The sequence below is a fragment of the Pedobacter sp. ISL-64 genome, assembly GCF_018613605.1.
Classification (GTDB): Bacteria; Bacteroidota; Bacteroidia; order Sphingobacteriales; family Sphingobacteriaceae; genus Pedobacter.
Window position 1 is genome coordinate 121,777 of sequence record NZ_JAGGPU010000001.1, and the last position, 15,032, is coordinate 136,808.

At 40.1% G+C, this 15,032-nt stretch carries 11 protein-coding genes; 8 read left to right on the plus strand and 3 right to left on the minus strand.

The window, feature by feature from the left end; all coding sequences use genetic code 11:
• Positions 1 to 64 precede the first annotated feature (64 nt).
• The 3 genes from J7E57_RS00555 to J7E57_RS00565 all read right to left on the minus strand — a co-directional run bounded on the left by J7E57_RS00555 (position 65) and on the right by J7E57_RS00565 (position 7,837).
• On the minus strand, positions 65 to 3,265 hold the full coding sequence (locus tag J7E57_RS00555; RefSeq protein WP_251029744.1) for a TonB-dependent receptor: 3,201 nt from the start codon (positions 3,263 to 3,265) through the stop codon (positions 65 to 67).
• A 239-nt stretch (positions 3,266 to 3,504) separates the two neighbouring features.
• On the minus strand, positions 3,505 to 4,815 hold the full coding sequence (locus J7E57_RS00560) for an amidohydrolase family protein (protein WP_215129589.1): 1,311 nt from the start codon (positions 4,813 to 4,815) through the stop codon (positions 3,505 to 3,507).
• Position 4,816: 1 nt separating this feature from the next.
• Entirely contained in the window at positions 4,817 to 7,837 is a 3,021-nt protein-coding gene (locus J7E57_RS00565; RefSeq protein WP_215129591.1) for an amidohydrolase family protein, read from the minus strand.
• A gap of 112 nt (positions 7,838 to 7,949) precedes the next feature.
• Here J7E57_RS00565 and J7E57_RS00570 point away from each other — a divergent pair, with 112 nt between their 5' ends.
• From J7E57_RS00570 to J7E57_RS00605, 8 genes are all read left to right on the plus strand, one after another.
• Positions 7,950 to 8,396 carry a hypothetical protein gene (locus J7E57_RS00570; protein WP_029274527.1) on the plus strand — a complete coding sequence of 149 codons (447 nt, stop codon included), beginning with the start codon at positions 7,950 to 7,952 and terminating at the stop codon, positions 8,394 to 8,396.
• 325 nt (positions 8,397 to 8,721) lie between these two features.
• On the plus strand, positions 8,722 to 10,119 hold the full coding sequence (locus J7E57_RS00575) for an anthranilate synthase component I family protein (protein ID WP_215129593.1): 1,398 nt from the start codon (positions 8,722 to 8,724) through the stop codon (positions 10,117 to 10,119).
• Between the two features lie 52 nt (positions 10,120 to 10,171).
• Complete coding sequence (locus J7E57_RS00580) at positions 10,172 to 10,762, plus strand: anthranilate synthase component II (protein WP_215129595.1); 591 nt, start codon at positions 10,172 to 10,174, stop codon at positions 10,760 to 10,762.
• A 117-nt stretch (positions 10,763 to 10,879) separates the two neighbouring features.
• Entirely contained in the window at positions 10,880 to 11,662 is a 783-nt protein-coding gene (gene trpC / locus J7E57_RS00585; protein ID WP_215129597.1) for an indole-3-glycerol phosphate synthase TrpC, read from the plus strand.
• Between the two features lie 165 nt (positions 11,663 to 11,827).
• On the plus strand, positions 11,828 to 13,018 hold the full coding sequence (gene hflX / locus J7E57_RS00590) for a GTPase HflX (protein WP_215129599.1): 1,191 nt from the start codon (positions 11,828 to 11,830) through the stop codon (positions 13,016 to 13,018).
• Between the two features lie 90 nt (positions 13,019 to 13,108).
• Positions 13,109 to 13,486, plus strand: coding sequence for a 30S ribosome-binding factor RbfA (gene rbfA, locus J7E57_RS00595; protein WP_116249286.1), 378 nt, complete (start codon positions 13,109 to 13,111; stop codon positions 13,484 to 13,486).
• 5 nt (positions 13,487 to 13,491) lie between these two features.
• Positions 13,492 to 14,121, plus strand: a complete 630-nt coding sequence (gene trhA, locus J7E57_RS00600; RefSeq protein WP_215129601.1) for a PAQR family membrane homeostasis protein TrhA — start codon at positions 13,492 to 13,494, stop codon at positions 14,119 to 14,121.
• Positions 14,122 to 14,128: 7 nt separating this feature from the next.
• The gene (locus J7E57_RS00605; RefSeq protein WP_215129603.1) at positions 14,129 to 14,815 is read left to right on the plus strand and encodes a peptidoglycan DD-metalloendopeptidase family protein; all 687 of its coding nucleotides are present in this window, start codon (positions 14,129 to 14,131) and stop codon (positions 14,813 to 14,815) included.
• The last annotated feature ends 217 nt before the right edge of the window (positions 14,816 to 15,032 follow it).

Consider the following 15,032-nt stretch of genomic DNA (forward strand, 5'->3'; position numbering starts at 1 on the left):
GAACGGATAAAAATCCATTCCCTTTTTTTATGACTTTAAGCTAAGAAACTTAGCTAAACGGTTGTTAAAATCCGTAACGTAAACCAATTTGTATCTGCCAAGGGTTACCTGATGGTGTAACAATGCCGGTGTTATTTACACGATAAGTATAAGCTTTGTTTGTAGCATCAAATGCACTAACGGCGTATAAAGCCTGGTTGCCCAAAGTTTCATTTACACCCCATTTTTTGTTAAGTAGGTTTGCAAAATTAAACACATCTCCAGAGAATTCAATACTGTGCTTTTTATTTAATTGTAGTTGATAACTTAATTTTAAATCAACAATACCAAAAAAGTCATTCACGCCACCATTTCGCTCTGCTATCTGACCAGAATATTTATTAATATAATCTTTTAAACTTTGGCTTGCATCTGGATTATCCAATAATGTCTGTAAACCTGTTCGAATATTTGCAGGGATATTTTGATTGTTTCTATCGAATACAAAAGCTAAATCATTTGTGGCCACAAAATCTCCATTAATATTGCCGCCAGCCAATAAGCTATATCGTGTACCACCAATACCAGAGTAACGAACGCCTAATCTAAAGCCATAAAAACTTGGAGACGTTCCATAAATAACAACCTTATTGCGGAATTGATTATCTGAATAAGACATTTTGCTCAAATCTCTAGGATCATCTTTAACAGGTAGAGATAAAGTAGCAGAGTTTGCCACGTTGCCATTATACGATGTATTATCTTTTGTGTCGTTATAAGTATAACTTGCAGAGATTTCTCCATCTTTAAAATAATTCCAGGTCGCATCTAAAACTATAGCGAATTGATTTACTTTACCTTTACTATTTAATTCTAACACACGGCCAAACTGATTAGTTAAACGACCGCCTTTCCAATCAGCAACACCGTTACTTGCTGTTATACTTGACGTTGGTACAAATACACCACGGTTACCTTCGTTAGGAAGGGTAAAGAATGGATTTGCCGCCATATTTTTGTCAACATACATGTAGTTGTTACGTCCTAATGTTGCGTAACCCGTAATCCCAACCTTAAATTTATCGGTGATTAATTTACTGTATGATAAGTTGGCTTTATAAACCACTGGAATTTTTGCATCTTCTGCATAAGTATTGATAGTTGGTACCTGTAAAGCACTTAGTGAAGGTGTAGCAACAGTACCATTTCTATAACCTATAAAGTTTGGTGTTGGTACATTTGCGCCGAAAACATCAACTGTTGCTAAATGTTTACCATCAAAGGTTAAGTTATTAATGGTTACATAGTTGTTCACATCCGAACCGAAAATACCTGCTCCGAAACGAACAAAGTCTGTTCGGTTTTCATTAATATCCCAGTTAAATTGAATTCTTGGCTGAATTAAAAATTGTTTCAACTCATGGTCTGTTCTCACGCCAATAGCATCAAATAGTTGTTGATTAAGTGGCGATTTTGGATAAGTGCTGTAATCAATGCGTAAACCACCTATAAAATCTAAACCCTTTGCTAATTTAGTCTGCATTTGGCCGTAAATAGCGGCGTTCCAAATACCAGCTTTAACCGTTGGGTCTGCAACCAAAGGTACTTCACGATAAAATCTGTTTGGAGCAAGGTTATTAAAGTTTGTGATTGCTGGAACTTCGATCTTTTTTGTAGGGTCATTTGGAAAAGCAGGATCTTGAATCTGAGAAGTTGAGTACTCGAAACGGCCGTTCACTTCACTGCCATAAAGAGATTTTGCATTGGTATACATCACGTCAACACCAAATGTATATTTAACTTTATCCGTATTATAATAAAAATTATCTACCAGTTGAAAAACATTATTGGTAAAACCTTCTTGTCCGAAACGGTGGCCGCCAATTTGTATTGCGGTAGAGATACCCTTTGTGCCATCAGCAAGGTCAGATTTTATATTTCCTACAATTGCTCTTGGAATGGCACCTGTTAATTCGTCATTTTGGGTACTCGCCTGGAAAGTATATAAATGTTGTATTTTTAATTCGTTAGTGATTTTGCTGCTTATGGTTGAACGTAAAGTTGCCAATAAATTATTGTCGACATTTTTATCGTTACCGTAACTTTCGTAGAAATTTATCGCGGTGTTATCTGCTAAACCTAATGGATTTCTATCGTTGGTGTAATTATCACGAATGGTTAATAAATTTCTATCATTAATTTGCCAATCTACACGGGCAAATGCAGCATCCGAGCCGCGCTTTTTGTCGAAAGAACCATATTGAGGTGTATTTGCTACGCCATATTTAGTACGGGCAACATCCAAAAACTGTGCTAAAGTACTATTAGTGATTCTGAAACGTGCTTCATCAGCGGGGCCGTTAACATCGGCAATAATTAATGGGCGAGCATCTTTCTGATGATCTAAACCAACGAAATAATGTAATTTATCCTTGATAATCGGGCCACCTAAAGTAAAACCATATTGATAAGTAGAGAAATCATTGTCACGCTTTACACCTCTAATATCGTAACGGCTGGCTAACCAATCTGCACGGCCATAACCAAAGGCGCTTCCACTTACTGTGTTTGTACCAGATTTAGTTACAGCGGTTACTGTACCGCCTCCGGCTCTGCCTAGAGTAACATCATATTGATTGGTTACTACCTTAAACTCGCGAACGGCCTCAATAGAAATGGAATATGGTGCACCACTACGACTCGTAGTACTACCGGCTGATGTTGGGTTTTTAGCATTCATTCCATCAATGGTATAATTTGTAGAAGAACCTAACTGCCCCGAAATATTTCCACCACGGCTTAAAGGAGATAAATCCATTAAGTTAGAAAAATTACGCCCGTTTACAGGTAATTGGTTCATTGTTTTGGCCGAGATTTCTGTAGAAGCGCCAAAGTTTTGAACTTTGTTCCTCAAACCAGAAGCCACAACCTGTACTGCGTCTAAATCCTGCGAAGCTTCCTGCATGGCAACGTTTACCCTAACCACATCGCCAAGGTTTAACATATAACCATTTCTGATCTGCTCGCCAAAACCTACATAAATGGCTTTTACCGAATAAGGGCCACCCAATGGAAGCTCTTTAAAAGTATACTCGCCCTGAGCGTTGGTAGATGTTTTAGTAGTGAAACCTGTTGAATTGTTTCTGATCTGCACCGAAACTCCAGGAATAGATTTCTTTTGTTGATCGGTGATTACACCCGAAATTGATGCCTGGGTTGTTTGTGCAAATGCCCGGTTCTGGACAAGGCAAAACAGGAACAACACTGCAATAAGTAAATTTTTCATCATCATTTGTTTTTTTAACGGTTATGAAGCTTGCCTGAGCCTGTTTTTTTGCTGTTCAGGCAGATTTCATTATGATTAGTTCTGATTTTTTATGATGACAAAGATGTTAATGTGCTGTTAACTGAATCCTGATTTAATATTAATAATAGGTTTAGTCCTTGGTAGTTTTTAAGCCTGATGTTAAAATAAAAAACGGCCGATAAATCAATATCGGCCGTTTGTGTTAAACTGGTGTTAACTTATTTCTTCTCAGCAATATATTTATCACTGAACTTTTTATCCAACTGTTTGTGTAGATTATCAAGATTAATATCCCTGCCCTGAATAAAAGCCTGCTCCACTTTGTTGGTGCGCATATCCAAAGCGTCGCCAGCTGAAATAAAGAAAGTAGCATCTTTGCCAGTCTCAATACTACCCGCGGTTTTATCAATGCCCATCGCTTTTGCAGCGTTTAAGGTAATGGTTGATAAAGCTTTTTCTTTGTCCAAGCCCCAAGCCGTAACCGTACCGGCCATAAAAGGCAGGTTGCGCTGTTGCCAGTAACCATCAATGCTCAATACTACATTTAAGCCTGCATTGGCCAATATTGCAGCATTTTTATAAGGCATATTTACATCGTCATCATTATTGTTAGGTAAAGCATGGGGCTGTTTCACCACTAAGGTAATGTTGTTTTCTTTCAGGAAATCGATGATCAGGTAAGCTTCATCTGCCCCTGTAATTACCGGGGTGATGCCAAATTTCTTGGCGAAATTAACGGCTGCAACAATATCTTTATGACTTTCGGCCGCGATAAACAATTTTTCGTTACCGGCGAATACTTTTTTCATCGCCTCGAAACGGGTATTAATTGCATCTGGTTTGCCGATTTCAGCATAAGCTTTGGCCTCGGCAAAGAAGGATGTTAGCTGCGCAATGGCAGCCTGTGTTCTTTCTGCTAAGCTTTCTGGCGATTGTTGCGGTCTGCCGAAACCACCGAAGCCGCCTCTGAAACGTGGCGTAACTGGCCAGGTCATGTGCATGGCATCGTCGATTTTAAGTGCTGCATCTTCCCAGTTCCAGGCATCGAGCTGAACAACTGATGAACTGCCCGAAACTGTTCCGCCTTGTGGTGTTGGCTGTGCCATTAATACACCATTGCTACGCAAGGTAGCCGGAACTTTCGAGTCGGTATTGTAAGCCACAATAGAACGGATGTGCGAGTTGAAATCGCCGATTTCCTGAAAATCCAATGTTGCTTTTACGGCTTCAATTTCGGTTAAACCCAGGTTGGTGGTTGCGGCAATAATGCCTGGGTAAATATGTTTACCTGTAGCCACAATGCGCATTACATCATCCTGTGGAACCTGTCCGTTGGCGGTAACCGAGATAATTTTTCCGTTGCCAAAAAGGATGGTTCCGTTTTCGATCACTGTTCCATTGCCAATATGCACGGTTGCACCTGTAATGGCGATGGTTTTGCTTTGTTTTTTAGCTGGCGATAGGTTTGCCTGTGCAAAACACATCAGGCTCGAAGCCGAAAAAGCCAGACTGAATAAATATGTTTTCATGTTAGTGTGCATGTTCTTTCTCGGTTAATTCTGCTGAATAGTTTTCTAAGGTTTCGCAATTGTACAGACGTGGTGCATCGCCTAATGGGCGTTGTGTACGGCCACCTTTGCTTTTACTCTCTAACATCTTCTGGATCAAGCGTGCTTTTTCTGTCTGTTGAGCTTTGATTACCTGTGCATCTTTCTCGATATCCCAATACGCAATACCATCCACAAAAGTTTTCTCTGCCCTGGCGTAAACAGAAAGTGGATTGGCGGTCCAGATCACCACATCGGCATCTTTACCTGCTTTTAAACTGCCCACTTTATCGTCGATATGCAGCATCTTTGCCGGGTTTAAGGTTACAAACTTAAAAGCATCTTCTTCCGGAACGTTACCGTATAATACCGATTTTCCTGCTTCCTGGTTTAAGTGACGGGCCATTTCGGCATCATCAGAGTTGAAAGCGGTAGTTACGCCAACATTGTGCATGATTTTTCCGTTATAAGGGATGGCTTCGGCCACTTCGTTTTTATAGGCCCACCAATCGGAGAAGGTAGAACCTGCAATGCCGTGCGCTTTCATTTTATCGGCCACTTTATAGCCTTCTAAAATGTGCGTAAAGGTATTGATCTTGAATCCTAAGCTATCAGCCACATGAATTAACATATTGATCTCGCTCTGCACATAAGAGTGGCAGGTAATGAAACGTTTGTTGTTCAAAATCTCAACAATAGCATCTAATTCTAGATCTTTACGTACGCTGTTACCTTTCACTGATAAAGCTTTTTCATATTCTTTTGCACGGGTAAATTCATCCACAAAAGTTTGCTCAACACCCATACGTGTAACCGGGAAACGGGCACCTGTACCGAAATTACTCTGTTTCACGTTTTCGCCCAAAGCAAATTTGATGAAACCATCCGCACCTGCAAATTTCAGTTCCTCTGGCGATTTGCCCCAGCGCAGTTTAATCAATTGCGATTGGCCACCGATTGGATTGGCCGACCCGTGTAGGATTTGTGAAGTGGTTACACCACCGGCCAGCTGGCGGTAAATGTTTACGTCTTCAGAATTGAGGATGTCGGCAACGCGTACCTCGGCAGAAACCGATTGCGCACCTTCGTTAATGCCGCCTGCACCTGCAATGTGCGAGTGCTCATCAATAATACCAGCGGTTACGTGTTTACCGGTAGCATCGATCACTTTCGCACCGCTTGCCGAAAGGTTTTTGCCAACCGCTTTAATTTTTCCGTTTTCTAAAAGTACGTCGGCATTTTGGAGGATTCCATCTTTTTCATTCGTCCAAACGGTACCGTTTTTAATTAAAACCGTTTCTTGTTTGGGCAGTTCAGTGCTTCCGAAGGCAGAGAAGGGATAAATTACCGGCCCCATGGCCAAAGTGCTTTTTGGCTCTTCTTTTTTAGGTGTTTCTTTTGCGGCTTCTTTATAAGTTGCTGTAAATTTTCCCGTAGTGCCATCAGCCAGAGCCGATTCGCCTTTGATGGTAACCGGGTTTGCCGAAGTAATGTAACCGCTTAACCGGACATCACCCTTAGGATTTTTCTTTAGGTTGAAATTGATGCTTACCCAATCGCCATTTCTGGTAAAGGTTGCTGTGGTTTTAACACTATCTACACCGGTTCTTTCAATAGCGGCTGTCGATCCGCCACCTGTTCCGATAATTTTTAGGATTAAAGCACCAATACCATCAACGTTTAAATTATAAGTACCGCGTACATCGCTTATATCCATTTTGTTAACAATGAAACGTTTGCCCTGTACCCAGTTTTCGAAAATAATGTTTCCGTTTTTGAACAGGTTATCAGATGAGATTAAAAAATTGGCTACTTTTCCTTTTTCTAGGGAACCCACTTTATCGCTGATGCCCAAGAGTGAGGCAGGGATTTCGGTAACCGATTGTAGGGCCTGTTTTTCAGTTAAGCCATTTTCTATCGCAGTGCGGATGTTTGCCCAAAAATCGCGACTGTTCTCCAGGCCGAATGCCGTTAAAGCAAATTTAATCCCTGCTTTTTCCAAGCTGGCTGGATTGGTTGGTGCCAGTTCCCAGCCTTTCATTTGTGATAAAGTGACGTTTCTGGCCTCTGCCGGATCTTCAACGTCATAAGCTTTAGGGAAAGTTACGGGAATAATTAAACTAGCTCCGGTAGCTTTAACCTCGTTTATCCGTTGGTATTCATCACCTGTAGATTTAATGATGTATTTCTTGCCAAATTCTTTTCCGATTTTATCAGCACGCAGAATGTTCTGCCATCCATCAACTTCAAAAATTTGCGGCATAGTTTGTTGCTTGCCAAATTCGTCTAGCGAAATGTTGTACTCCTCTTTTTGTTTGCCATACCATTGCGCATCGTAATACGTTTGACGCAATAACGCAATAGAGCCCATTAACGAAGTCGGGTAATCGTTTGATGATATTCCTTTGTTAAACGAATAGTTTGCTGCGGTTTGATCTTTTAAGAATACGCTGTTATCTGCACCTTCGTTTAAAGTTACAGCAGCAGAAACGCCGCGGGCAATACCATCGCGGTTAATTACATTTACACTACCAAAGCCTACCTTACGTAATTCATCTGCTTTTTTGCTGTCGGTAGAAAAGATGCTTTTTACATAAGTTTCCGGCCTGATTGATTCGTTCCAGCCATAAGCACCTTTTTTGGTAGAAACGAAAATAGACTGACGTTGACCGCCGAAACCTCGCTGTTGTGCAGGTGTTTCGCTAAGTCCATAACTGGTAAAGGCATCAATTAGGGAGGGGTAAACAAATTTTCCTTTAAGGTCGATTACCACGTAGCCTTTAGGTACGGCTAAACCAGCACCAATACCCTGTATGGTTTGTCCTTTGATTAAAAGTGTGGCATTTGTTAGAGTCTGGTTGGCATTAACTACTATTGTTGCGTTGGTAAAGGCAAACATTCCAGGTCGGGTATCGAAAGAACCGTTAACGGGAAAGGAAGTTTGCTGTGCAAACAGAATTGTAGTAGAAAATACCAGCCCGATGGCAAGTAAAATTTTCTTCATAATAAGTTTAGTGTTTAATTTGTTTAAAACTAATATAAATAAGCGTTCAATCTGTTGAATATCCTATTTTTTACAATTAATGTCTATTTTTGAGTCATAGAAATTAATTGATATGAACGATATTTTAAAAAGTGCCCACTCTGGATGGCGCTATGTGGTTTTTCTTTTGCTAATTATTGCCGTTGTTAAGGCTTTGTCTGGCTGGTTTGGTAATAAAACCTATACAGAAGGTGATAGAAAGCTAAATGTTTTCACTTTAATCAGTGCACACATTCAATTGTTGATTGGTTTGGTACTTTATTTCAGCGAAGGCTGGTATAAGTTGAGCAGTGCCGGTGCACCAGCGGTGCGTTATTTTAAAATGGAGCACATCAGTATGATGATAATTGCGATTATTTTAATTACTGTTGGTAATGCTAAATCGAAAAAAGTTGCTGACGCTGTTGCAAAACACCGTACCATTTCAGTTTTCTTTGGCTTAGCATTGATTTTGATTATTGTAACCATTTTATTAATGGTAAAAGAAGTTCCGGGTAGATCGTTTTTTGGGGTTTCATAGTAATTATAAAAAGCAGGGGCCTGGACGCGTGGCGAAGAGCACATGCTGTATTCGACTTCGGACTAAATTTATTTTCATAATTATTTCCATTTTTGGAAATTCTTTATATTTTTGTTGCTCATGATCAACAATATACATACATGGCTTTGGCAAAGTAATTCGAACGAATTGCGCTGGCTGCGTATGAACAAAATATAGTTTATCAACCTAAACCTTATTAAAGAACCATTAAAGCCCGGCGTAGAACCACACGCCGGGCTTTTTATTGTTAAAAAATACGAAATGCAAACCTTAAGCCCTATAGCTTACACCATTTACCTTTATCATGTATAAAATTAATACGACTTACAAAAAAATGCTTGCCGATACCACAACGCCAGTGAGCATTTATTTACGCTTACGTGATGTGTATCCTAACAGCATCCTGTTAGAAAGTTCTGACTACCACAGCAGAGAAAACTCGATGAGTTTTGTTTGTGCCGATCCGGTAGCAGGAATTATTTTGAAGGGATCGCGATTAGAGACTTATTTTCCTGATGGCGCCGTAGAGATTACCGAAAGTAAAAACCTGATTGAAGAAATTGCCGATTTTAAAGATAAATTCAGAGAAACGGAATTACCCGAAATTAAATTTATTTCGAGCGGTCTGTTTGGCTATTTTACCTGGAATGCAGTACAACATTTTGAAGATATAAAGTTTACTTCTAAAACACCAGAGGGTGAAGAAATTCCGGAAATGCAGTATCACCTGTACCGTTATATCATTGCCATCGATCACTTTAAAAATGAAATCACCCTTTTCAAAAATACTTTCGAAGGAGAAGAAGAGGGTGGGCTTGAAAAAATGGAGTACCTGATCCAGAATAAAAATTACCCTGAATATAAGTTTCAACTTCGCGGTGAGGAAAGTTCAAACCTAACCGATCAGGGATTTATGGATCTGGTAGAGAAACTACAAAAGCATATTTACCGCGGTGATGTTTTCCAGATTGTGCCTTCAAGAGCATTTAAACAAGCATTTTCTGGTGATGAATTTAATGTATACCGTTGCCTGCGTTCGATAAACCCATCTCCTTATCTGTTTTATTTTGATTATGGGAATTTTAAATTGTTCGGTTCTTCGCCAGAGGCACAGATTACCATCAAAAACAATTCGGCCAATATTTTCCCAATCGCAGGAACTTTTAAACGCAGCGGAAACGACATCGAAGATGCTGAACAGGCCCGTAAATTAGAACAAGACCCGAAAGAAAGTGCAGAACATGTAATGCTGGTTGATTTGGCCAGAAACGATTTAAGCAGGCACTGTAACCGCGTGGAGGTAAAATCTTTTAAAGAGGTACAATACTATTCACACCTGATCCATCTGGTAAGTAAAGTGAGTGGTCATTTGCAGGAAAACGTAAGTGCTTTTAAAGTAGTTGCCGATACCTATCCGGCAGGTACCTTAAGTGGTGCGCCAAAATACAAAGCCATGCAGTTGATTGACGAAAACGAAAAGCTGGGCAGGAATTTTTATGCTGGTGCAATTGGTTTTATGGGCTTTAATGAAGATTTTAACCATGCCATCATGATCAGGACGTTTATGAGCAAGAATAACGAACTGCATTACCGTGCAGGTGCGGGTATTGTGGCCGATTCCGTTCCCGAAACTGAAATGCAGGAGGTGAACAATAAAATTGCGGCGTTGCGTAAAGCGGTGCAAATGGCAGAGGGAATATAGTTGGGAGTGAGGAGTTTTTAGTTTGGAGTAAAATCCGTTAACAGGAAATAAAATGGAAAATATAGATAAAAAAACCGTCTTAGTAATTGATAACTATGATAGTTTTACCTACAATCTTGTGCATTTAATTAACGAAGTTGGTTATGAAGCAGAAGTTTGGAGAAATGATAAATTCGATCTGGCCGATGTAGATAAGTATGATAAAATTTTACTTTCACCTGGGCCGGGCATTCCGGAAGAAGCTGGTTTGTTATTAGATGTAATTAAAACTTATGCGCCAACGAAGAGTATTTTTGGGGTATGTTTAGGCCAGCAAGCCATAGCCGAAGTTTTTGGCGGTACTTTATTGAACCTGGGCAGACCAATGCACGGAATTGCTACACCGGTAACTGTTGTAGATGGCGATGAGCCTTTGTTCTGGGAATGCCCGCAAACCATAAATGTTGGTCGCTACCACAGTTGGGTAGTGAGTAAAGATAACTTCCCTTCGTGTTTAAAAATTACAGCAAGAGATCATAAGAATGAAATTATGGCGTTAAGGCATGAAACTTTAGATGTACGCGGGGTACAGTTTCATCCTGAAAGTGTGTTAACGGAGTATGGGAAACAGATGATGGAAAACTGGTTAACCTCAACCCCCTAGTGCTTTATTCATCCGGTCGTCATCCTGAACTTGATTCAGGATCTTACTGGGATTAGTTAACTTTTAGATGCTGAAACAAATCCGGTAGCTATCGGATCAGCACGACGGATAAGTAAAATGAACATATTAGATAAAATAGTATTACGCAAAAAAGAAGAAATTGCGGCTGCTAAAGCTTTGGTTTCTGTACAGGATTTAGAAAATTCGGTGCATTTTAAACGAACACCTTATTCTTTTAAGGAGTTTCTATTGGCCGAAGACCGTACCGGCATTATTGCAGAGTTTAAGCGTCGTTCGCCATCAAAAGGGTTAATCAATGGCATTGCCGATGTTGCAGAGGTAACGCAGGCTTATAATGCTGCGGGTGCATCTGCACTTTCGGTATTAACGGATGTCGATTTCTTTGGCGGTAAAACCGACGATATTCTGGCAGCACGGGCGGCAAACAATATTCCGATCTTGAGGAAGGATTTTATGATCGATGAGTATCAGATCCTGGAAGCAAAAGCCTGGGGTGCTGATATTATTCTATTGATCGCCTCAATATTAACCCCTCAGCAGATTAACGATTTCGGAAAGTTTGCAAAAGACTTAGGCTTAAATGTGTTGTTAGAAGTGCACAACCAGGAAGAGTTGGAACGGAGCATCTGTCCGAATCTGGATGCTATTGGTGTAAACAACAGAAACCTGGGCGATTTTACGGTAGATATCCAGACTTCGTTCGATTTGGTAAATAAAATCCCTAATGAATTTTTAAAGATTTCGGAAAGTGCGATTAGCAATCCACAAACGATTAAAGATCTAAAGGCCGCAGGTTTTAACGGGTTTTTAATTGGCGAGAATTTTATGAAGACTGACAATCCAGGTGTTGCAATAAAAGAATTTGTAGGGCAGATATAGATCGAGTTTTATAGAAAAATCGTCATTTCGGCCATGGCGGAGAAATCTTTAGATGGACTTATCGTTAAAAGATTTCTCGGCTACGCTTTGCTGCACTCGAAATGACGGAATAACGAAGCTTAATGGATTTACACGTTGGCAAATTCGTATATTTGCCTCAATTACATGGGAAAACAAAAGACATATGATACTGCCGTAGTGCAGGAACGGGCAATTTTAGTCGGAGTGGTTACACCTGGTGAAAAAGAAGCCCAAACAAAAGAATATTTAGATGAGCTGGCTTTTTTGGTCGATACAGCGGGGGGAAAGGTAGAAAAGGTTTTTACACAGAAGATGCTTAAACCAGAGCGTGCTACATTTGTGGGTACGGGAAAACTGGAAGAGATAAAAGCTTATGTAAAATCAGAAGAAATTGATGTGGTGGTTTTCGACGATGAATTATCACCGTCGCAATTACGTAACATCGATCGTGAACTTGGAGTTAAGGTGTTAGATCGAAGCAATCTGATCCTCGATATTTTTGCCAACAGGGCCCAAACTGCACAGGCAAAAACACAGGTAGAACTGGCGCAATTACAATATGTTTTGCCACGCCTAACCGGTATGTGGACTCACTTAGAGCGCCAGAAAGGTGGTATCGGGATGCGTGGTCCGGGTGAAACCCAGATAGAAAGTGATAGACGTATTATTTTAAATAAAATCTCTTTGCTAAAAGAGCGTTTAAGAAATATAGACCGGCAGAACGAAACACAGCGTAAAAACCGTGGTCAGTTAATTCGGGTAGCATTGGTAGGCTATACCAACGTAGGTAAATCCACCATCATGAACATGCTGTCGAAATCGGAAGTATTTGCAGAAAATAAATTGTTTGCGACTTTAGATACGACTGTTCGTAAAGTGGTGATCGAGAATTTACCTTTTTTGCTTTCCGATACCGTTGGGTTTATCCGCAAGCTGCCTCACCATTTGGTAGAATGTTTTAAATCTACTTTAGATGAAGTACGTGAAGCCGATTTGTTGATCCACGTGGTTGATGTTTCGCATCCTAACTTCGAAGATCAGATTAATACGGTCAATGAAACCTTGAAAGATATTGGCGCGATTGATAAAGACATGATTTTAGTTTTTAATAAGATTGATGCTTATGTTTCGCCTGAGGTTGATGATGAAGAGGATGATGGCAAGCTGACTTTAGAAGACTTTAAGAAAAGCTGGATGAGCCACGATAAAGTACCTGTATTATTTATCTCGGCCACAGAAAAAGAAAACTTAGAAGAGTTTAAAACATTATTGTACGATAAGGTCAAAGATGCGCATATAGCGAGGTACCCGTATGATAGTAATTTGTTATATTAGATTAAATTCCGTTATTGGGGTGCAAAAATAAACCTCGCAGGTTTCGAAAACCTGCGAGGTTTCATCAAAATAACGATAGATAAATACATTATGGAAAGTAAACGTCAGCAGAAATTTGCAGGAGTATTACAAGAGGAGTTAGCACAGGTTTTTCAGCGGGAAGGTGCTGCATTTTTGCCTAATACATTGGTAACCATTACCCGTGTTCGGGTTTCGCCAGATTTGGCAGTGGCTAAAGTTTACCTGAGCTTTTTTAATACCAATAACACCACGCTTTCTATCAATACAGTTAACGCACATTCGGGCGAAATCAGGTACAAATTGGGAAGCAGAATCCGCCATCAGGTTAGGGTAGTGCCAGAGCTTACTTTCTTTGTAGATGACACGAACGAGTATGTAGAGCGGATGGATCATCTGTTCGAGAAGATTGCAAAAGAACCCAGACAGAAGGACGAAGACAGCGAATAATCTTTGTGAGGAAGCTAAGGGAACCCGTTAATTTCTTCACTCATTTTATACCGGCGTTAATTGCAATTCCGGCAGGCTATATATTGCTTCAAAAATGCAATACACCTATTGAATATACTGCTGCATGGATTTATAGCATTGGCACTTTTATCCTTTTTGGCGTAAGTGCCATGTATCATGGTTATCCGGCTACCGATTATGGTGTACGTTTTTGGCAAAAATTCGATCATTGCTGTATTTATCTGATGATAGCAGGCTCCTACACGCCAACTGCTTTACTAGTTTTTGATGGTTGGTTGAGGTGGAGTTTGTTTGCTATTGTATGGATTATAGCTATTGTTGGTTGCCTGCTTAAAATCTTTAACCGCTTAAAAAGTACCGCCATTTCTTTGTCTATTTATATTTTAATGGGGTGTTTGATTGTGCCTTTGCTACAGAAAATGCTAGGTACACTACCTTTTGGTGCAATTTTTTGGTTACTGTTCGGTGGCGTTTTTTACATTGCCGGAACCTATTATTATGCAAAGGATAAACAGTTATTTAGGTGGATGCATAGCCATGAGCTTTGGCACTTATTTGTAATAGGAGGGGCTTTGTCTCACTACATTTACAATTTCATTTATATCTTCAAATAAATTACGGATGCAAACTTTTGAGCAGATTATTCGAGCGAATGCTTCATTGATCCACAAGGTGGTTGATTTTGATGTAAATCATGACCAGCTTTTACCTTTAGATTTTACTGTGGCAAATACCGAGTTAACAAATGAAATTCTGGATAATACCGATTTATTTTCTGCCTGGATAAATGAAAAATTAACCCGGAACAATGCTCGTTATGGAATTGGCGGTTATGATGAACACCGTACCATATATTCACGAAGTGCTCATTTTAATGCCGGAGAAGAAGCCCGCAGGTTACATTTAGGTGTAGATATCTGGGGGCCAGCTGGAACACCGGTCTATAGTTTTTACGATGCCACCGTTCAGAGCTTTGCCAATAATAACAACTTTGGCGATTACGGCGCAACAATCATCTTGGCTTACGAAATTGATGGTTTTAAGTTTAATGCGTTATATGGGCATTTAAGCCTAGCTTCGTTAAATGGGCTGGAGGAAGGTAAATTTATTCCAGCAGGCGCAAAAATCGCAGAATTAGGCCCAAAAGAAGAGAACGGTTACTGGCCGCCACACCTTCATTTTCAATTGATCGAAAATATGGAAGGATTAAAAGGCGATTACCCTGGGGTTTGCAGATTTAGTGAACGAGAAAAATACCTGGCAAACTGCCCCGACCCGAATTTGATTTTAAAAACTAATTTTTCTTAGTTTTTAACCATAAAGAACACAGAGGGAAAGGACCTAGGCCACAGAGAGATTTGTTTGCGATGATAGGCGGCGAGGATCGTCATTGAGAAGGCTTTTTCAGCCGGCGAAGCAATCTTACAGCGATCGCTACTAGTGTGTGCTTTAAGATTCACGCCTGCGCGGGAAAGACGAACTTACTATTTAAATGTCAATTATATTTCTCATTTCTCTGTGAAAA